20 protein-coding genes, 1 pseudogene and 1 riboswitch are annotated in these 19489 nt (G+C 71.7%); of the genes and pseudogenes, 11 read left to right on the top strand and 10 right to left on the bottom strand.

From position 1 onward, the window contains the following. The first annotated feature begins 3 nt into the window (after positions 1 to 3). The 5 genes from R2B38_RS43190 to R2B38_RS43210 are packed head-to-tail and all read left to right on the top strand — an operon-like array spanning position 4 to position 3493. Entirely contained in the window at positions 4 to 468 is a 465-nt protein-coding gene (locus R2B38_RS43190) for an LLM class flavin-dependent oxidoreductase (protein WP_318021272.1), read from the top strand. Between the two features lie 20 nt (positions 469 to 488). Next, a complete protein-coding gene (locus tag R2B38_RS43195) occupies positions 489 to 890 on the top strand; it encodes a hypothetical protein (protein ID WP_318021273.1) in 402 nt (133 codons plus the stop codon). A gap of 23 nt (positions 891 to 913) precedes the next feature. Continuing rightward, on the top strand, positions 914 to 1117 hold the full coding sequence (locus tag R2B38_RS43200; RefSeq protein WP_318021936.1) for a ferredoxin: 204 nt from the start codon (positions 914 to 916) through the stop codon (positions 1115 to 1117). Continuing rightward, a complete protein-coding gene (locus tag R2B38_RS43205) occupies positions 1114 to 2289 on the top strand; it encodes an NAD(P)/FAD-dependent oxidoreductase (protein WP_318021274.1) in 1176 nt (391 codons plus the stop codon). Before R2B38_RS43200 ends, R2B38_RS43205 begins: the two co-directional genes overlap by 4 nt. A gap of 10 nt (positions 2290 to 2299) precedes the next feature. Next, complete coding sequence (locus R2B38_RS43210) at positions 2300 to 3493, top strand: cytochrome P450 (RefSeq protein WP_318021275.1); 1194 nt, start codon at positions 2300 to 2302, stop codon at positions 3491 to 3493. A gap of 56 nt (positions 3494 to 3549) precedes the next feature. Here the strand turns inward: R2B38_RS43210 and R2B38_RS43215 are convergent, their stop codons facing one another. Beyond that, entirely contained in the window at positions 3550 to 3915 is a 366-nt protein-coding gene (locus R2B38_RS43215; protein WP_318021276.1) for a helix-turn-helix domain-containing protein, read from the bottom strand. 25 nt (positions 3916 to 3940) lie between these two features. Further along, positions 3941 to 5413, bottom strand: coding sequence for a DHA2 family efflux MFS transporter permease subunit (locus R2B38_RS43220; RefSeq protein ID WP_318021277.1), 1473 nt, complete (start codon positions 5411 to 5413; stop codon positions 3941 to 3943). A 154-nt stretch (positions 5414 to 5567) separates the two neighbouring features. Here R2B38_RS43220 and R2B38_RS43225 point away from each other — a divergent pair, with 154 nt between their 5' ends. Beyond that, positions 5568 to 6215 (top strand): TetR/AcrR family transcriptional regulator, encoded by a 648-nt coding sequence (locus tag R2B38_RS43225; protein ID WP_318021278.1) that lies wholly within the window; start codon positions 5568 to 5570, stop codon positions 6213 to 6215. A 78-nt stretch (positions 6216 to 6293) separates the two neighbouring features. On the opposite strand, the gene R2B38_RS43230 is transcribed toward R2B38_RS43225, so the two are convergent. The 7 genes from R2B38_RS43230 to R2B38_RS43260 form a co-directional block, all read right to left on the bottom strand. Beyond that, positions 6294 to 6968: an alpha/beta hydrolase domain-containing protein gene (locus R2B38_RS43230; RefSeq protein WP_411978544.1), complete on the bottom strand. Its 675-nt coding sequence runs from the start codon at positions 6966 to 6968 to the stop codon at positions 6294 to 6296. A 158-nt stretch (positions 6969 to 7126) separates the two neighbouring features. After that, on the bottom strand, positions 7127 to 7435 hold the full coding sequence (locus R2B38_RS43235) for an LLM class flavin-dependent oxidoreductase (RefSeq protein ID WP_318021280.1): 309 nt from the start codon (positions 7433 to 7435) through the stop codon (positions 7127 to 7129). Continuing rightward, on the bottom strand, positions 7432 to 9162 hold the full coding sequence (locus R2B38_RS43240; protein WP_318021281.1) for an ABC transporter ATP-binding protein: 1731 nt from the start codon (positions 9160 to 9162) through the stop codon (positions 7432 to 7434). The genes R2B38_RS43235 and R2B38_RS43240 overlap by 4 nt, the downstream gene beginning before the upstream one ends. Further along, complete coding sequence (locus R2B38_RS43245; RefSeq protein WP_318021282.1) at positions 9144 to 10070, bottom strand: ABC transporter permease; 927 nt, start codon at positions 10068 to 10070, stop codon at positions 9144 to 9146. The genes R2B38_RS43240 and R2B38_RS43245 overlap by 19 nt, the downstream gene beginning before the upstream one ends. After that, positions 10067 to 11026: an ABC transporter permease gene (locus R2B38_RS43250; protein ID WP_318021283.1), complete on the bottom strand. Its 960-nt coding sequence runs from the start codon at positions 11024 to 11026 to the stop codon at positions 10067 to 10069. The genes R2B38_RS43245 and R2B38_RS43250 overlap by 4 nt, the downstream gene beginning before the upstream one ends. Before the next feature lie 3 nt (positions 11027 to 11029). Then, positions 11030 to 12652, bottom strand: coding sequence for an ABC transporter substrate-binding protein (locus R2B38_RS43255; RefSeq protein ID WP_318021284.1), 1623 nt, complete (start codon positions 12650 to 12652; stop codon positions 11030 to 11032). Between the two features lie 238 nt (positions 12653 to 12890). Beyond that, positions 12891 to 13016, bottom strand: a complete 126-nt coding sequence (locus tag R2B38_RS43260; protein ID WP_318021285.1) for a putative leader peptide — start codon at positions 13014 to 13016, stop codon at positions 12891 to 12893. A gap of 33 nt (positions 13017 to 13049) precedes the next feature. Next, positions 13050 to 13163, bottom strand: a riboswitch (SAM riboswitch). Positions 13164 to 13336: 173 nt separating this feature from the next. Here R2B38_RS43260 and R2B38_RS43265 point away from each other — a divergent pair. The 5 genes and pseudogenes from R2B38_RS43265 to R2B38_RS43285 all read left to right on the top strand — a co-directional run bounded on the left by R2B38_RS43265 (position 13337) and on the right by R2B38_RS43285 (position 17944). Then, positions 13337 to 14355 (top strand): annotated as a pseudogene (locus R2B38_RS43265) (MDR family NADP-dependent oxidoreductase). Between the two features lie 29 nt (positions 14356 to 14384). Beyond that, positions 14385 to 14825 carry a MerR family transcriptional regulator gene (locus R2B38_RS43270; RefSeq protein WP_318021286.1) on the top strand — a complete coding sequence of 147 codons (441 nt, stop codon included), beginning with the start codon at positions 14385 to 14387 and terminating at the stop codon, positions 14823 to 14825. Positions 14826 to 15325: 500 nt separating this feature from the next. After that, entirely contained in the window at positions 15326 to 16147 is an 822-nt protein-coding gene (locus R2B38_RS43275; RefSeq protein ID WP_318021287.1) for a TauD/TfdA dioxygenase family protein, read from the top strand. Next, entirely contained in the window at positions 16148 to 17620 is a 1473-nt protein-coding gene (locus R2B38_RS43280) for an MFS transporter (RefSeq protein WP_318021288.1), read from the top strand. It begins immediately after the preceding gene. 195 nt (positions 17621 to 17815) lie between these two features. Then, complete coding sequence (locus R2B38_RS43285; RefSeq protein WP_318021289.1) at positions 17816 to 17944, top strand: hypothetical protein; 129 nt, start codon at positions 17816 to 17818, stop codon at positions 17942 to 17944. Positions 17945 to 18080: 136 nt separating this feature from the next. Here the strand turns inward: R2B38_RS43285 and R2B38_RS43290 are convergent, their stop codons facing one another. Next, positions 18081 to 19421, bottom strand: a complete 1341-nt coding sequence (locus tag R2B38_RS43290; protein ID WP_318021290.1) for an amidohydrolase family protein — start codon at positions 19419 to 19421, stop codon at positions 18081 to 18083. Between the last annotated feature and the right edge of the window lie 68 nt (positions 19422 to 19489).

Below are 19489 nucleotides of genomic sequence, written 5' to 3' on the forward strand. Positions count from 1 at the left end.
CCCGTGACCAGCCCGCACACCAGGCCGCTACGGTTCGGCCTCGTCGTCTTCTCGCCCGCCACCCGCGCGGAATGGGTGGCCAAGGCCCGCCACGCGGAGAGTCTCGGCTACGACGTCCTGTCCGTCTCCGACCACCTCGGCATGCCCGCACCGGTGCCGACCCTGGCCCTGGTGGCCGAGGCCACCGAACGGATACGCCTCGGCACCCTCGTCCTCAACACCTCCTTCTACCAGCCGACGGTCCTCGCCCGGGATCTCGCCACCGTGGACCACCACGCGGGCGGCCGGGTCGAGATCGGCCTCGGCGCGGGATACGACAAGGCGCAGTTCGACCGGGCGGGCCTGCCCTGGATCCCGGCCAAGGAGCGCGTGGACCACCTGGAGCGCACGGTCCGGGAACTGCGCGAAGCCCTCGGCTCCCCCAGGCCTCCCCACCGGCCGCGCAACCCGGCGGGCCGCCGATCCTGATCGCGGGCCGGGGCCCACGCGTGCTGCGCCTGGCCGCCGAACACGCGGACATCGTCGGCTTCACCGGCACCGCACCCGTACGGGACGGCGACGGGCTGCGCCTGGGCGGCCCCGAGGAGATCACCCGGCGCATCGCGGAGGTGCACGCGCTGCTCGGCGACCGGGCCAAGGACGTTGAACTCAACATCCCCGTCCATCGGGTGCTGCCGTCAGCCGCGGGCGGTGCCGTCACCGACGTGTGGCAGAACGAACTCGACCTGGACGCCGACGCGCTGGCCGAACTGCCCTCGCTGCTCATCGGCTCGCCCAAGGAGTGCGCCGACCAGCTCGTGGAGCGCCGACGCCGGTACGGGCTGTCCTACTTCAGCGTGCTGGAGCCGGAGATGGAGGCGTTCGCCAAGGTCATCGAGGAGCTGCGATGAGCGCTCCGCGGGAACGGGTCACCCTGCGGATCACGGTCGACCAGGACCGGTGCGTGTCCGCCGGGCACTGTGTCGTGTCCGCACCCGACGTCTTCGACCAGCGCGAGGAGGACGGCGTGGTCGTCCTCCTCGACCCCCGTCCGCCCGTCGCGTCCCACGCCGGGGTGAGCGAGGCGGCACTCCTGTGCCCGGCCGCGGTCATCCGCGTGGCACGAGCGGTGTCGTGACCACCGGTGTCGTGATCGTCGGCGCGTCGGCGGCCGGTCTCACCGTGGCGGAAGGCCTGCGCCGGCGCGACTTCACCGGTTCGATCACCCTGGTCGACGCCGAGAACGAACTCCCTTACGACCGGCCTCCGTTGTCCAAGCAGGTACTCGACGGCAGCTGGCCGCCGGAACGGGCCCGGCTGCGCGACCGCGCCGAACTCGACGCCCTGGGCGTGGACCTGCTTCTCGGCCGGCCCGCGGTCCGTGCCGAGCCGGCGGAGCACCGGTTGCGGCTGCGGGACGGGAGCACGCTCGAATACGGCGCCCTGGTGCTGGCCACCGGGCTGCGGGCCCGTCGCCTGCCCGGCCAGGGGAACCTCGCCGGGGTGCACACCCTGCGCACCCTCGACGACAGCAGGCGGCTGCGGGCGGAACTGCTGGGCGCCCGCGCGGTCGTGGTCGTCGGCGCGGGCGTCCTCGGCTGCGAGATCGCCGCGACCGCGCGTCGCCTCGGCCGCGACGTCACCCTGGTGGAACCGGCGGCCCGGCCCATGGAGCGACTGCTCGGTCCCGAACTGGGCTCCCACATCGCCGGGTTGCACACCGAGCACGGCGTCCGCGTGCTCACCTCCACCCCGGTCGCCGGGCTCGTGGGCGAGGCGGGGCGAGTCGTCGGCGTGCGGACCGGGCGCGGGACCGTACTCCCCGCCGACGTGGTGGTCGTCGCCATCGGCGGCCGGCCCGCCACGGACTGGCTGGCCGGCAGCGGCCTCACCCTCGACGACGGGGTGGTCTGCGACCACCGGTGCCGGGCGGCCGACGACGTGTACGCGGCCGGCGACGTGGCCCGCTTCGACGTCGGCACGGTACGTGGGACCCGCCTGGAGAACCGCACCAACGCCACCGAACAGGGCCTGTACGTCGCCGCGGACATCCTCGGCGCCACCCGAGGGCCCTACCGGCCCACGCCCTACGTCTGGTCCGACCAGTACCGGGTGCGTGTCCAGGTCCACGGCACGGTCCCCGAAGGCGCCGCCGTACAGATCGTCGAAGGCACCGTGCCGCAGCGCAGGTTCGTCGCCCACGCCGAGATCGACGGGCGGCTGGTGGGAGTCGTCGGCTGGAACAGCGCGGGCAGCACACGTACCGCGCGAGCCCGGCTCTCGGCCGCCGCCCTGCCGTCCGCCCCCTGAGAGGAGACCCATGAACGCCGCCGTACCCATGCCCCACAACCGGCGCCCAGCACGCTGTCCCTTCCGCCCGGACGCCGGCCTCGAGCGACTCCGCGACGACCCCGGGCTGCCCCGGGTATCGACGTCCAACCCACAACTCGGGCAGTTCGACGCCGTGTTGGTGACCCGCTACGACGACGTGCGCGCGGCGCTCGCCGACCCGCGCCTCCAGGCAGGCTTCGCCTTCGACCGCACCGGCCCGCGCACCGTGATGAATCAGCCGGGGATCCTTCTCAACTACGACGGCCCGGAACACACCCACTACCGGCGCATGCTGTCCGGCGCGTTCACGGTCAAACGGGTCCGCTCGCTGGCCCCGGCGATCCGGCGGGTCGTCGAGGACCGGCTGGACGCCCTGGAACAGGCGGGACCCGGCGCGGATCTGATCGAGACGTTCGCCGGTCCCGTACCGCTGCTCGTCATCTGCGAACTGCTGGGCATCCCCGCCGAGGACCGCGACGGCATCCAGCGGCGCAGCGCCGTCGGTACGGACGCCGCGAACTCGCTGGAGGCCCAGCTGGAGAACTTCGCGGCGATGGCCGCGTACATGGCCGGACTGATCCGGCGCCAACGGGACAGGCCGGGGGACGACATCCTCGGCGACCTGATCCGCGGACACGGGAGCGAGCTGAGCGACGACGAACTGATCGGCATGGGCAACAGCATCCTGGTCGCCGGTCACGAGACGGTGACCAGCATGATCGGGCTGAGCACGCTCGCCCTGCTGCGTGATCCGGACCAACTCGCCCTGGTACGGGACGAGGAGTCCCTCACCGCGGGGGCCGTCGAGGAGTTGCTGCGGCTGCTGACGGTGGCTCCGCCCCTGGTCCGTCAGGCCGACGCGGACCTGGACCTCGGCGGGTACACGGTGAAGTCGGGGGAGCGGGTGCTCCTGTCCACGCTCGCCGCCCACCACGGCACCGAACTGGTCCCCGGCGAACCGGGCCGCCTCGACGTCGCCCGACCGCCCGTCGCCCATCTGGCCTTCGGCTACGGCGCCCACCAGTGCATCGGTCAGCAACTCGCGCGCCTGGAGCTGCAGATCGCGCTGCCGGCGCTGCTGCGCCGCCTTCCCGGGCTGCGGCTCGCCGTCGACTTCGACAGCGTCGAGTACCGGGACGACGCGTTGGTGTTCGGCGTGACGCGGCTGCCGGTGACCTGGTAGCGGGACCCACGACGGCGGGGCGGGGCGTCCCAGGACACCCCGCCCCGCCGCTTCGCTCAGCCGCCCGCGTTCCCGGGCAGCAGCCCGTGCCGGATCAGGATCGCGTGCACGGTCGACACGGCCGGTACGCCGGCCGCCCCGCGCCGCACGAGCTCGTTGTGGATACGGCGGGCGCCCCATCGGGGGTACTCGTCGCGGATGCGCACGACGAGTGACTCGATGTCCTGCGCGGTACGGGCCGGGGAGTTCTTCGGCCGGCGTGAGCGGGGCGCCAGGCCGGCCGGTCCCTCGGCGCGGTAGCGGGCGAGGCGGACATAGAACGTCTTGCGGGAGATCCCGTGGCGGCGACAGACCTCCGCGACGGTCAGACGGTCGCGTTCGGGCGCCAGCAGGATCTCGATCCACTGCTCGGACAGAGCCATCACCTCTTCCACGGCCTGCGGTCGTTCACGCCTGCTCGACGTTCTCCGGGTGGCCGACCCGGGCACCCGCATGGTCCGACGTCGGTTCGCCCGGCTGCTCCTGCGGGGCCACGGCCACGCGGCCCGGGACGAAGAGGCAGGCGACGATCATGACGGCCAGGGCCGCCACGACGGCCAGGTAGGCGTGCTGGAAGCCGGAGCGGGGATCGCCACCGGCGTTCTGCATCAGCAGTGCCACGACGGCGATGCCGATCGACGCGCCCAGCTGGTTGAGCATGTACAGCACCGAGCTGCCCTGCGGTACGAGGTGTCCGGGCAGTGTCCGGTACACCGATCCGATCACCGGCGCCCCGGCCGATCCTGTCCCGATACCGAGAGTGAACGCGGCGAGCAGCGGCCAGAGTTGACCGGTCTGGGCGTCGAACCGGCTGAACGCGAGCGAACTCAGCAGCGCGATCGCGGCGCCGGTCAGGGCGAGGTTGCGCGAGCCCCACCGGTCGGAGAGACGTCCGGCCAGCGGCATCACCAGAGCGGAGCCCACCCCGAACGGCGCCAGCCGCAGTCCGGACTCGAACACGCCGTAACCGCGCACCTGTTGGTAGTACAGCGGGATCACGAAAATACTCGCGAACGTGGCGAGCCCGAGCACGCCGGCCGCGATGACGCTGGCGCTGAAACTGCGCCGGGTGAACAGCCGGAGGTCGATCAGGGGCGGAGCCCCGCGGCCGCGCAGCGCGTGAACGGCGTACCCGGCGAGCAGGACGGCGGCGACGGCCAGCGGCAGCAGCACCTGCCAGGCGCCGAACGAGCCCCGCTGGGCGACCTCGGACAGGGCGAGCACGCCGACCGCCGCGCCCGGACCGATCAGGGCGAAGCCCACGAGGTCCAGGCGGCCGGCCGCGGTCAGTGCTTCCGGCCGGTCGGTCGGCAGGGTGCGCCGGGCAAGGACGAAGGCGACGACGACGATGGGGACGTTGACGAAGAACATCCAGCGCCAGTCGAGTCCCTGGAGGATGGCGCCGCCGACGATCGGTCCGAGGACCGGGCCGGTCGAGCCGACGATGCCCATGACCCCCATCACCCGTCCGATCCGGGCGGGCCCGGCCGCGCGGGCCAGGAGGGTGAGCATCAGCGGGTCGAGGATTCCGGCGCCGAAGCCCTGGACGACGCGGAAGAGGATGAGGCTGCCGATGTTCCAGGCGAGCCCCGAGGCGATGGACCCGGCCATGAACAGCACCAGGCCGGACAGCCACAGCCGTCGGCCGCCGACCCGCTCCACCGCCCAGGCGGTGACGGGAATGGTGACGGTCAGAGCCAGCAGATAGCCGGTGGACACCCAGCCGGTGGTGCTCAACGAGGCGTCGAAGCGGGAGGACAGGGTGTCCACGGCGACGGCGGTCATCGAACCGTCGAGGATGCCCATGATCCCGCCGATGAGGATCACGCCGATCATCCGCCGTAACGCCGGATCGAGACTGTCTTCCGAGGGGGCGGTCATCCGTGTCTCCCGAGTGAGTTGCTCAAACTGAACCAGTGGGTTCAATACTGAACCAGCAGGTTCAATTTTTCAATCCCTTGGGTTCGGTACGGGTCGAGTTCGGAAAAATGGATCCACGGGTTCGATTCCCGGCGCCGCGGACTACCCTGGGCCCATGGCATCAGCAGCGGCAACGGCATCACGCACGTCCCCGCGCGGGCGCGTGGACAAGCGCCAGGCGATCCTCGACGCGGCCTTCGAGGTCTTCGCCGAGCGCGGCTACGTACAGGCCCTCGTGCAGGAGATCGCCGAGCGGGCGGGTGTCGCCAAGCCGACGGTCTACAGCCATTTCACGGACAAGGAGAGCCTGTTCCGGGCGACCCTCACGGCGACCGCACAGGCCGTGATGGACACCAACATCGCCGTACTCGACCGCATGCGCGGCCCCGGGGACGATCTGCGCGCGACGCTGAACGACGTCGCCTACCAGCTCGTCCGTTCCTGTTGCGACCGACGCTCCCGCTCCCTGCGCTGGCTTACCTACGCGCAGGTGGCGCGCTTCCCCGATCTCATCGAGGTGGTGCAGGGATGCACGTCGGTGCGGATCGCCGAGGCCATGGCCGACCGGCTCGCCCGCCTCACCGTGTCGGGGCGTCTGCGCCCCTGCGATCCGGCTGTCGCCGCCGAGCAACTGCTCGCCCTGGTCACCGGCCCGCTGGAGACACGCTCCCGGCTGGGCACCCGCAAGGTGACCACGGCCGAGATGCGCGCCCTGGCCCAGTCCGCGGTCGACACCTTCCTGCGGGCGTACGCCGCCGACTGACGCTCGGCGCCGGGCCGGAACGCGCGTACGTCGTGTCACGCCGAGCGGCGGGGGCCATGCCGGGCCCGCCCCGGAGCGTCAGGGCGACTCGACGTCGTGACGGGGAGCCGACCAGCTTGCGGCCGCGCGCACCGCGCGTTCGACGTCCTCGTCCAACAGCAGCCGACGCGCCGCGAGTTGCTCGGCGGCGGCTCTGATCCGGGCGACGTAGCCGGCCGCGTCGCCATGGCGTTCCGCCACGCTCGGGCGCGGATCGCCGGTGATCAGGCGCTCGTCCTTCGTGGCGGCGAACGGGAACGTGGAACCGCTGAACTCGTGCAGAGCGCCGTGCCCTTGGCCGGGGGCACGGGTGTTCGAGCCCGTGTAGGTGCCGAGCGGAACGGACACCATCGGAGCCCGCACGCCCGCCGTCTCGTTGCCGTCGGCGTCGACGGCCGGGAGCAGCACCGTGTACCGGCGCGAGCGGTCGGCGACCGGCGGGACGGTCGAACGGTCCACGGCGTACAACTCGTCGGGGCTGTACGGCCGTAGCGCCGACGGCACCGCCGGGAACTGCCGCGACCACTCCTCCATCGTCACCAGCGTGCCGTCGGCGACGGTGGGCACCGCGCTCGGCGGCGGTTCCACGCCCTCGCTCACCCAGGCGTCCAGCGCGTCCAGGACGGCACGGGACAGCGCTGACGTGGCGACCACGTTCCGCAGGTGGTCGCAGATCCCCCTTCGTGGGCGCCCCCGCCGTCGGATCGGCCACATGCTGGCCGGACGACCACAGGTAGCCGCGCACGTTCGGCGGAAATCCCAGGTCCTGCCCGTCAGTTGTGGTGTGCGTCAGGCAGCCCCGGCGCTGCCAGTACTCCGTCGAGGTCTGCGTGTGCAGGACCTTGGGGTCGCTCGCGCGCTTCATGATCGCGTCACGTCTGCGGGTGAGATGGTCCACGGTCTCGGCATGGGCGAACGGAGAGGCGTCGGCCGCGGCGAGGTGGTCCTCGTACCGCCGGCCGCCCGGCACCGTCGGATTGGTGAACCGTTCCGCGACCAGCCGCCAGGAACACCGCGGCCGAACCGACGCCGTGTTCGAGGTGGCGTTGCCGGATCCAGGCGCCGTCGTAGCCCAACCGCTCGCCGTACTCGAAGAGTTGGAGTGTCTCCTCCAGGCCGGTGCAGGGGTCGTCGTCGGCGAAGTCGCCCGGGGTGAGGAAGGCGAGGGAGGTGATGGTCATGCGGTCCGCGTCCTCAGGTCGTGGTCGTCCCGGCGGCCGGGGATCGCCGCGAGCAGCTCGCGGGTGTACTCGTGCCCGGGGTGTGTGAAGAGGTCCTCGGGCGCGCCGACTTCCACGATGCGGCCCGCCCGCATGACCGCCACCTCGTGTGCGATCTGCCGTACGACGGCCAGGTCGTGCGAGATGAACAGGTACGCCACTCCCGTGTCGGCCTGCAACTCGGCGAGAAGGCCGAGGACTTGGGCCTGGACGGAGACGTCGAGCGCGGACACCGGCTCGTCGCAGACCACCAGGTCCGGCGAGAGGGCGAGGGCGCGGGCGATCGCCACGCGCTGGCGCTGTCCGCCCGACAGCTCCGCCGGACGGCGCTCCAGCGTCGAGGCGGGCAGCGCGACCCGGTCGAGCAGGTCGCGGGCTCGTTCGAGGCGGGAGGCGCGGTCGCCGACCTTGAACGCGCGCAGCGGCTCGGTGATCACCTCGCCGATGGAGAAGCGGGGGTCGAGGGACGCGTACGGGTTCTGGTAGACGAGCTGGGCCCGGCGGCGGAGTTGACGGGCCCGAGCGCCCCGGGCGGTGGTGACGTCGGCGCCGTCGAAGAGGATGTGTCCATCGGTCGCGTCGGTCAGGCGGAGCACCAGCCGGGCCGTGGTGGACTTCCCCGAACCGGACTCGCCGACCAGCGCCAGGGTTCGGCCGCGGTGCAGGGTGAAGCTGACGTCGTCCACCGCGCGCAGGGTGCGGGACTGGCCGTCCGCGCGGGGGAGTCGGAACTCCTTGACGGCGTTGCGGACTTCGACCAGTGGAGTCCCCCCGGTGGCAGCGGGTGCGGTGGCGGGGAAACTCGCGCGGGCGGTGGCCAGGCTCGGCGCGCTCGCCAACAGCCGCTGTGTGTACTCGTGTTGGGGGTCGGCCAGGACTTCTCGCGTCGGACCGGCCTCCACGACCCGCCCCTGTGACATCACCACCAGGCGCTGGGACCGGTCGGCGGCGACTCCGAGGTCGTGGGTCACCAGCAGGATCGCCGTGCCCAACTCCTCGGTGAGGCCCTGGAGATGGTCGAGGATGACGCGTTGCACGGTGACGTCGAGCGCGCTGGTCGGTTCGTCCGCGATGATCAGCTTCGGGTTCGCCGCGATGGCGATGGCGATCAGCGCGCGCTGCCGCATTCCGCCGGACAGTTCGTGCGGGTACTGCCGGGCCCGGGTGGCCGCGTCGGGCAGCCCCGCCCGGTCCAGGATGCCGATTGACTCCGACGGCGCGGAGCGGCGGGTCGCGAGCCCGTGGATGCGCAGGACCTCGGCGACCTGTTCGCCGACGCGCTTGACCGGGTTGAGCGACACGGACGGGTCCTGGGGGACCAGGCCGATCTGCGCGCCGCGCACCGTGCGCAGCTCCGCCTCCGACAGTTCCGTGAGGTCGTGCCGGCCGAAGCGGATCGTGCCGCTGTCGATGGTGGCGTTCGGCGCCAGGAGGCGGGTGATCGCGTGCGCGGTGGTGCTCTTGCCGGACCCCGACTCGCCCACCACCGCGGTCACTTCACCCGGCCGCACGTCGAGGTCGACGTCCCGCACCGCCCGCACGGTGGTACCGCGGGTGCGGTACGACACCGACAGGCCGCGTATCTCGAGCGGTCCCTGCCCGTTCGGTTCGGTGCTCGGTGTTGTCGTCAAGTCCTCACCCGTTCCAGGGTTGTTCGTGACAGGGTCGGTCATCGCTGCCGGGACCATTCGCCGTCCAGGGCGCGTGCGATGCGGTTGGTGGCCAGCACGGTCGCGGCGATCGCCAGACCGGGCAGTGCGGTCAACCACCAGGCGTTGGCGAGGTAGTTGCGGCCGTCCGAGATCAGCGTGCCCCACTCCGGTGCCGGCGGCGGGGCGCCGTAGCCGAGGAAGCTCAGGGCCGAGACGGCGAGGATCGAGGAGCCGAGGTCGAGGGTGGCCAGGACGATCACCGGGCCCGCCGCGTTGGGCAGGACGTGCCGGCCCAGCACCGAGTACCAGCGGGACCCGCACGAGCGCGAGGCCTCGACGAAGACCGCCTGCCGCACCCGCAGCACCTCCGCGCGGGTCACCCGCGCGAAGCTCGCCACGCTGGCGATCCCGACCGCGACCGCCACCTTCACCGTGCCGTATCCCAGCGCGGTGACCAGGGCGAGGGACAGGAACAGTGCCGGGATCGACAGCAGCACGTCGACGAAGCGCATCAGCACGTCGTCGACCCAGCGGCCGACGAAACCGGCGACCAGACCGATCAGACTGCCCAGCACGAAGGCGACCGCGACCGCGAGCAGCGTTGCTTTCAGGGAGAGTTGGGCGCCGTGGACCACCCGGGAGAACACGTCGCGTCCCAGTTCGTCGGTGCCGAACCAGTGCGCGCCGCTGGGGCCGCGGAAGTTCTCCGACGGCACGCCCCGCAGCGGATCCTTCGCGGTGAACAGGTCCGGCCAGAAGGAGGCCAGCACCACGAGGACGACGATCAGGACGGACAGCAGCAGGCCCGGGCGGCGCACCAGGAACCTGCGGACGCGCCGCAGGTCGACGCGGCGCCCCGGTCCGGGGCCGCCTTCCGGTTCGACCGGCCGGGCCGGGAGGCCGAGCGCGGCGCCGGTGGGGCCGGCGATCAGTTCCTGGCTCATGCGAGTCCCGCCTTCCGGCCCGATGCCACGACGATCCGCGGGTCCAGCAGCGGATACACGAGGTCGACGACCAGGTTCGTCACCACGAAGATCAGCGCTCCGAACACCACCACCCCCTGGACCAGCGGGATGTCCTGGGCGGTGACCGCGGCGGCCGTCACCCGGCCGAGGCCGTCACGCGAGAACACCGTCTCGACGACCACCGAACCGGCGATCAACTGCCCCACCAGCAGCCCTACGACCGTGAGCGCGGGCAGCGACGCGTTGCGCAGCGTGTGCCGCAGATGCACCCGCCATCGGCCGGCGCCCTTGGCGCGGGCGGTCTCCACATAGGCCTGGTCCAGTGCCGTGAGCAGACTCTTGGCCAGTACCTGCGCGACCTGCGCGCCGGTCGGAATCGCCAGGGTCACGGCCGGCAGCACCAGCCCCCGCAGCCCGTCGTTGCCGAACGCGGGAAACCAGTGCAGCCGGAAGGAGAACATCTCGACGAGCAGCAGACCGATCCAGAACGTCGGTACCGAGACTCCCAACGGCGGCAACGACAGCAGCAGTTGGCGCAGCCAGCGCAGTGAGGTGTAGGTCGCCAGCACCGCCAGACCGCCGCCGAGGACCACCGCGAGCAGCAGCGCGGCACCGGTCAGCTGGAGTGTCTGGGGCAGCGCGTCGGCCAGCGTCGAGGTCACCGGCCGGCCGGTGGAGACCGCGTCGCCGAAGTCCCCGCGGACCGCCTTGCCGAGATAGTCCGCGTACTGCACCAGGATCGGCTTGTCGAAGCCGTACTCGTGGCGCAGTGCGGCGAGTTGGGCCGGATCGACCTGCCCGGAGTCCATTCCGGCACCGGCCATCGCCGTGACCGGATCGCCGGGCAGGAAGTCGAGGATCAGGAAGGACACCGTGTAGGCCGCCCACAGCACCCCGACGGCCTGGGCGAGCCGTTTGATCGCGTAGCGGCGCACGGGTCAGCCGATCCAGGTGTCGTGGAGCTGGATCCGGCTGGAGGCGTCGAAGTTCAGGTTGTGGACCTTCTTCGCCACGCCGATCTGGGTCTGGAGCTCGACCACCGGAGCGTAGTAGGCGTTCCGCACGAGCAACTGCTGTGCCTGCTCGACCAGTTGGCCGCGCTTCGTGGTGTCCGTGGTCGCCGCCTGCTGGGTCAGCGGGGTGTCCAGCGGGCCCACCGGGACGCGGTAGAAGTTGGCCAGCTCGGTGGAGAAGGAGCTGCGCAGGATGTCCGGGTCGGCCCGGGTCACGTTGCCCCACGCGGCGTCGTAGTCACCCGACTGAAGCGTCGGGGCGAGCTGGGTGACCTGGAGCTGCTTGAGCGTCAGGCTGACTCCGACGGCCTTGAGTTGCTGCTGGATCAGCTCCAACGCGGGCTGGTTGGTGGCCGAGTTGGGGATCCAGTCGACCGTCAGGCTCAGCTTCTTCCCGCCCTTCGTGCGGATGCCGTCGCCGCCGGTCTTCCAACCGGCCGCGTCCAGCAGGGACTTCGCCTTGGCCGCGTCGGTCGTCAGGTCCGCGGAGAGGTTCGCGTAGTCGGGTGTGGTGTGCGCCAGGACGCTGGTCGCGGGCTGGGTCCCGGTCGGGAACACGGTGTCGGCGATCTGCTTGCGGTCGATGGCGAACCCGATGGCCTGGCGCACCCGCGCGTCCTTGAGGGCCGGCCGCGAGTTGTTGAAGGCCAGGCCGAACACCACGCCGGGGTTGGCCCGTCGCTGGAGGGTGACCTGACCGCCCTTGAGGGCAGGCTCGTTGGCCTTGCCGACGCTGCTGATCGCGTCCACCTGCCCGGACTGGAGACTGCCGGCCCGCACCCCTGCCTCGGGCACGACCTTGAAGACCACCTTGTCCAGGTAGGCCTCGCCGCTCTTGTGCCACAGCGAGGAACCCCAGGCATACCCGGTGCGCTTGGCGAGCGTGATCGACTGGTTCTGCACGTACTGCTTGAGCACGAAGGGCCCGGAGCCGACCACTCCCTGACTGCACTTCTGCTGCGGGGTCCTCCTCACGCTCGCCGAGGACTCGATGCCCAGCGAGTGCGTCGAAGTGGCTTGCAGGAACTGGGCGTTGGGCTGCTGGAAGGTCACCTTGACGGTGAGCGGGTCGACCACGGTGGTGTTCTTGACGCCGCTCAGATAGCCCTCGGCGAGGGTCCCGAGCGCGCCGAGCTTCGGCACCGCGTCGAAGTTGTCCTTGACCACCTGAGCGGTCAGCTTCGATCCGTCGCTGAAGGTGACACCCGACCTGAGGTGGAAGGTGAACGTCGTCGCGTCGGCGCTGATGTCCCAGCTCTTCGCCAGCCAGGGCACGATCTTGCCGGTAGCGGGGTCCTGGTCGGTGAGGGAGTCCACGACCTGACGTACCGAGTAGATGGTGTCGTTGCTGGCCACCTGCTGCGGATCCACGCAGCCGGCGTCGGAACCCACCGCGAAGGTCAGGGTGCCACCGGACCTGGCCGGGCCGCTGCCGCCGTCCGAGCCGCCGCTGCCGCCGGACCCGCAGGCGGTGAGCAGGACGCTCGTGGTCAGGAGGGCGGTCAGGGCCGCCCATCGGGTGGGGCGGATGTCCGGATGTGCTCTCACGGAGGGTGCTCCTACTCGTGTCACTACGCATGGGGGTGCCCCGCGGATCACGGCTGCGCGCGCGGGCGTGCCGCTCCGGTCGGCTCAACGCCGAGGACGGGCAGTGCGGTTGGGGGAGTCGAACGGGAAGGTGGCGCGGCGGCCGCGGATGCTGTCCGTGAACACGGACAGGACCGCTGGAGGCTGCGGGAGATGCCTACGGGCCGCGACAGACGTCAGACGGACGTGGTCAAGGCGGTCAGGCGCGACACAGACAGCTGGTGAAGCGCTGCAGGTCGATGTGGCGGCGGCGGGAGAGCCGGGAGAAGACGGTCGCGGCGGTCAGGGAGGCGATGGAGACACTCGGGTCACTGCTGTGCCGCACGACCGTCCTCCCCGTCTCCGACCCCGGCCAAGGGCCCCACGCTTGCGGAGATCGTCACTGATCCCGCCGGGCTTTCACCTGGAGCACCCCACCGCGTCGGAGGGTTGCCGGTCAGCAAGCCAGGGCTTGACGCTGACACTCGATGCCGGTCGCGATCGTACGGAGCGACTTCGTCATACGTCAATGGCAGGTACAGGCAGGCGAGCGGCATCGACCGGACGCTCCGCTCCGGCTTGCCCTTGACGCGCGCGTCAACTTTTACGGTCGACGGGCGCCGCACAAGCCGTGCGGCGCTCCGGCAATCCGTCAGGAGCCCGCAGATGTCACCGTCGAACATCCCCGCCACGCATCGCGAGGTCCGTCTCGCCTCCCGTCCCCAAGGCGCCCTGGAAACCCCCCACTTCACCGTGGCGGAGGTCCCCGTCCCGCAACCCGGACCCGGACAAGTACTGGTCCGCAACCGCCTGATGAGCGTCGCGGCGTCACTGCGCACCCTGATGGGGGAACAGGCCGGGCTGCCGATGCCGTCGTTCGAGGTCGGCGGTCCGTTGTCGGCTCCGGCCGTCGGCGAGGTGGTCACGGCCCCCGGGGAAGGGAACCTGCGCCCCGGTGATCTGGTGTCGCACCGGGCGGGGTTCCGCGAGTACGCCGTGCTGGAGTCGGACGCGCTGCAACCCGTCGACCTGACGGTCCTGCCGGACCCGGTGGCGTACCTCTCGCAGGGGGCGTCGGCCTGGATCGGCGTCGTCCGGGGGCCGAAGTACGCGACGGGGACACGGTGTTCGTCTCCGGCGCGGCGGGCGGACTCGGCACCCTGGCCGGGCAGTTCGCCCGGCAGCGCGGAGCCGGCCGCGTCATCGGCAGCACCAGCTCCCAGCACAAGGCCGACTACCTGATCGAGACACTGGGCTACGACGCGGTCGTGCTGCGCGGCGCCGAACCCATCGAGGAACAACTGCGCAAGGCGGCACCGGACGGCATCGACGCGGTCGTGGACAACGTCGGCGGCGAGCAGTTGCGGGCCGCGCTGGCCCTGGCCCGTCCAGGTGCCCGGGTGGGACTGATCGGAGCGCTCTCCGCACAGGTGTCCGGCGAGAGCACGGCACCCGTCGAGATCGACACCTACGCGCTCATCGTGCGGGGCATCCAGCTCCGCGGCATCAGCGGCGCGCGCCACCGGGACGCGCTGGCGGAATACCCGGAGACGTTCGGCCGTTGGCTCCGCGAGGGCGCGGTCACCGTCCCGCACACCCGCTTGTCCGGAATCGACCAGGCACCCCGCGACCTGATCGAACTGCTCGAAGGACACCACATCGGCACGGTGGTCGTGGAGTTGTAGTCGTCGGCCGCCCAACTCCTGGAGGACGGATGCGCATCGGCGACGCGGCGGCAGCCCTGGGCGTCACCACCCGCACCCTGCGCTACTACGAGCAGCGCGGCCTGGTCACGGCACGGCGTACGGCGTCGGGACAGCGGGAGTACGGTGAGGAGGACGTACGCCGACTCCACGCCGTCCGCGAGCTGTTGGACTCCGGCCTCACCATCGGCGACGTGCGTCTCCTCATCGACATCCTCGACGCGCTGCCCGACCGCCCGGACGTGCCACGGGTCCACACGGGTCCCTACGCGGAGACGTGCGTCGTCCCGCAGGTGGCCATCCGGCGACTGGCCGAACTCGACGCCCGCATCCGGGGGTTGACGGAGATACGCGACCGCCTCGCCGACGGGCTCGACCTGCGGTTCGGCGTCCTGGTCGGCCAACTCCTCGGCCTCGACGGCTCCTTGAGCGATGCCTCTGCCGGATCCTGACACCGCCGACGCCGAGGGTCCGTACGCAGCCGGACATCGCCGTGCCCGACACCCTGAGCACCTGTTCGACGCGGTGATGCGGCACCCGGTGGGCGTGGTGCGACGACCGCCCGTGTCCCGCCGGGGCGCGGCCCGGTCGTCGTCTCATCCGTCAGACTCGCGGTGGACGCACCCGCAGGCGTGTGCTTTGATCCGCTCATGGAGACCACTGGCCAGGCGCACACGGTGCTGCTCGACCCGTTCTGGGTGAGCCGCCGGGCCGACCAGTTCGACCAGATCTGTCGTTGACCCTCGGGCAACGACCGCGATCCCGTCCCTCCCGCACCTGACCCACTCCCGGTTCACCTCTCCGCCCGGTCGGCGACTGACCGTTCTCCCACGGCTGTTGGGTCGCCCGTGCGCTCTGCCGTGCCCGGGTCGGCCGCCCCCGACCAGAAGTTGACGATCCGTCAGCTGACTCCGCTTCCGCCACGCACCCGCCGTACACGGAGGAGAACGCCATGACCACTGTCGCCCCTCTCGACATCCTCAGGGCGGGCCCGCTCTTCGGCGCCGAGATCTCCGGCGTCGACCTGAGCGCGCCCGTCGACGACGCCACCGCCGAGGAACTGCGCCGGGCCTTCCGTGAGTACAAGGTCCTCGTGTTCCGCGGCCAGCACCTGACGCCCGATCAGCAGGTGGCCGCCGTCGGCATCTTCGCGCGGCCCTTCGACCACCCGACCGCCGTGAAGCACCCGGACAACCCGCTGGTCTACCCGTACGACGTCAGGCAGACCGGCAAGGCCAGCACCTGGCACATCGGCGGGCTCTGGCGCGACCCCGTGTTCGCGATCGAGTCCCTGACCTACGAGGTGGTGCCGGAGGTGGGCGGCCACACCCTGTGGGCGGACCTCCAGGCCGCGTACGACGGCCTGTCCGAACCCTTCAAGGTGCTGCTGGAGTCGGTCGGCGCCCTCTACACCGGCAACGCCGAGAACTACGCGCAGGGCAGCAGGAAGGACGCTCCCGGCGAACCCGTCGAGCACCCGGTCGTCCTCACCCACCCCACCACCGGCCGCAAGGGCCTCTTCATCAGCAGCTCGGCCAGGCGACTCACCGGAGTCACCCCGGCGGAGAGCAAGGTGCTCCTCGACCATCTGCTGCGGCACGCCTCCTCGCCCGACTACACGATCCGCTTCGGCTGGCGGCCCGGCGACTTCGTCCTCTGGGACAACCGGGCGACCTGGCACTACGCCGTCGACGACTACGGCGACGGTGAGCGCGTCTACCGCAAGGTCCTCGGTGTGGAGCCGGACGCCGGCGTCACGGAGCGGCACGCCTGAATGCTCCCGGGAGAGGACCGCGCCGCCCGGCGCGTACTGCTGGTGTGCATGTCCGCAGGGGCAACCACCTTGCTGGACCAGGCAGTTCTGAACATCGCCGTCCCCAGCATGCGGCACTCGCTCGGGGCCGGCGCGGCCGACGTGCAGTGGATCGTGGCCGGCTACTCACTGGCCTTCGGACTGGCCCTCGTACCCGGAGGCAGTCTCGGCGATCTGCACGGACGCAAGCGGCTCTTCATCGCCGGCGTGGCCGTCTTCCTCCTGGCGGGGGTGGCGGCCGCGACCGGCGGCGGTCCGGGGACCGTGATCGGCGCGCGGCTGGTGCAGGGCGCCGCGGCGGGGCTCGTCAACTCCCAGGTGATCGGCACCATTCAGGACGTCTTCCACGGACTGGACCGGGGCCGTGCGCTCGGCCTCTACGCGGTGACGTCCGGTGTGGCGACGGCTCTCGGGCCGCCGCTCGGTGGCGCGCTCGTCGCCGGACTCGGTCCCGATGCCGGCTGGCGGTACTGCCTCCTGCTGAGCGCACCGTTCGCCGTGGTGACCCTGATCCTCGCGGCCCGCTGGCTGCCGCCGCCCCGCCGCACCGCCCGCGACTCCCGGCTCGACCCCCTCGGCCTCGCCCTGGCCTGCGGCTGCACCCTGACGCTGATGGTGCCGTTCATCCGCACACCGGGCAGTGGGGGAGCGGCACTCCTGTGGGCGGCCGGTGTGTGCGCCCTGGCCGGCGTCTTCACCGTGCAGCAGCGTGCGCGGGCACGCCGGGGGCGGGCACCGCTGGTCCACCCGGCGCTCAGGTCGTCGAAGCCGTACATGCTGGGTACGGCGGTCGCCATGGCCCAGTTCGGGTCCTCGCTCGCCGCGTCCCTCGTGCTCACCGTCTTCCTCCAGGACGGGCTCGGCCTTTCGGCCCTGCTCACGGCGGCGATCGCGCTCCCCTCGGCGATCGCGATGGGCGTCTCCTCGGCGCTGGCCTGGCGGGTGGTCCGGCGGATCGGGCCGCGCACGGTGGACGCCGGTCTGATCCTGGGCATCTGCGCAGCCCTGGCCGGATCGGTGGCCGCGCTCCATCTCCCGGCCGCGGGGCTGCCGTTGGCGTTCGCCGCCACGCAACTGCTCTCCGGCGCGGGCGGCGGCCTCGCCGTCTCGCCCAACCAGACACAGGTGCTCCAGCACGCCCCGGCGCAGGCCGCCGGAGTCGGCGGCGGCATCCTGCAGATGGCCCAGCGCATCGCGGCGGCCGTCTGCCTCAGCGCCGTCTCGGCGGTCTATCTGCACTCCGCCACCGGCTCCCCGCGGGCCGCCTACGCGCTGGCCTCCTGCGTCTGCGCCGGCCTGCTCGCCGTGGCTCTGGTGCTGTCACGGCTGCGCCGGCCCGCCACCTCATCCCGTACGCCGACCCCCGCATCCCCGCCGTTGAGGAGTTCCCGAGATGACCACCACCACGACGACCGCAGCCCGCAGGAACGGTAAGTCCCCTGAAGAACCTGCGCAGTTGCTCGACACGGCCCCCGATCCCCGGCCGGGACTCCGCGCCTACCTCGAGGTCGAGCGGGCCGCCCTGCTAGCCGGGGGCCAGGTCCAGCAGGCAACCGCCACCCCGGACGCCGGCGCGAGACCGGCCGGCTTCAGGCCGCGTGGGAACTCTGCCGGAACGGCCGGGGCGGCGTGGTCACCCCGCACGGCCCCGTGGGCGCCGGACGCACCGAACTCCTGGACGCCTCAGGTGAGTTCACCGAGTCCGACGGTGTCCAGGTGCTGATGGCCGCGAGCTCCCCGCTGGGGATCATCCGCTAACCCCTCCAGAGCCCGCACCTGGCACCGGAGGTCGTCTCCGAGGCGGCCCGGCTCATCGAGGACGGCGTGGCCGCCGCCCCGGCGCCGCACTGGTCGCCACTGACGATCCTGCGTCGCCGGAGACCAAGGCGTGGTCTCAGGCGCGGAGCCGGTGCTGTGTCTCGTGCATCAGGTCTTGTGCCTTGACCGCGTGGGTCCCGACCAGGGTGCCGTCGCGTTTGGCGAATTCTCCGCCGACCAGGACTGTCTCGACGTCGGCCGGCCCGGCGCCGAGGACGAGCATCGCGACCGGGTCGCCGAAGCCGTCCAGGTGGGGCGAGCGCAGGTCGACGACGGTGATGTCGGCCTGCTTGCCGGGGGTGAGCGAACCGGTCTCGTCGGCGAGACCGAGTACCTGGGCACCGCCGAGCGTGGCCAGCCGCAGCATGTCCCGCTGGTGCAGGGCGACCTCGTGCACGAGCTCGTTGCGGGCGAGGGCCTCGGCGTTGGCGCGCGAGCGTTCCGCGGCGAGCGCGAGGCGCATCTCGGAGAACAGGTCGGTCCCGGCGCTGCAGATGGTGTCGACCCCGAGTCCGGAGACGATGTCACGTTCCAGAGCTCGCCCGGTGGCCGGGTAGGTGCCGAACTGCATCAGCATGTCCGTGCTCGGGGTGATGGTCACGGTCCCGCCCGAGGCGGCGATCAAGTCCATCTCCTCGTCGGTCAGTTGGTTGGCGTGGATGTAGTTGACGTCCGGGCCGAGCAGCCCGTCCCGGCGTAGCGCGGTGATCGCGTCCGCGGTGCCGGCCATCCCGACGTGGACGGAGATCGGCAGGCCGAGTTCGCGGGCGAAGGCGAAGTCCTGGCGGTTGCGCTCGGGGGAGGTGAAGCACGGCCCGCGCAGCGCCATCCCCATCCGCAGCCGTCCGTTGGCGCTGGTCCCGCTGGTGCCGCCGTTGCCGGGGAAATACTCGTCCCGCACGCGCCGGGCGTCCAGCGGGTGCGGCGGGTTCGGGTCGTCGCCGGCCGGGCCGGGGCCGCCGTAGAAGAACAGGCCGCGGATTCCGGATTCGCGCAGGCCGCGCAGGTTGGCGTCGGCGTGGTCGGCGGACCGCAGCGCGTGGGCCCAGTCGCCGATCGTGGTGATGCCCGCGTCCAGCGCCTGGAGCGCTCCCCACAGCGTGCCGGCGTAGATGTCAGGCGCGGTGTGCCTGAGGGAGATCCCGGTCAGTACCGCCGGTCCGTAGCCGTATCCGGTCATCTGCGGGGTGAAACCGGCGATCGCGCCCTGCCAGACGTGTCGGTGCGTGTCGATCAGGCCGGGGATCACCAGCCGGCCCCGCGCGTCGACGACCTCGGTGTCCGGTCCCGGGCGCAGGCCGACACCGATCTGCGTGATGACACCGTCCCGCACGCGCACGTCACCACCGGGCACATCGCCGAGCGCGTCGTCGAGCGTCACGACGTGGCCACCGGTGATCAGGATTTCCTCGGACATCGTCGAACTCCCTTTTGGTTGGCTTGACTTGGGGGTGACAGGGCCGGACGTATCCGGACCGGGCAGGG

This window comes from Streptomyces sp. N50 (assembly GCF_033335955.1).
Lineage (GTDB): Bacteria > Actinomycetota > Actinomycetes > Streptomycetales > Streptomycetaceae > Streptomyces.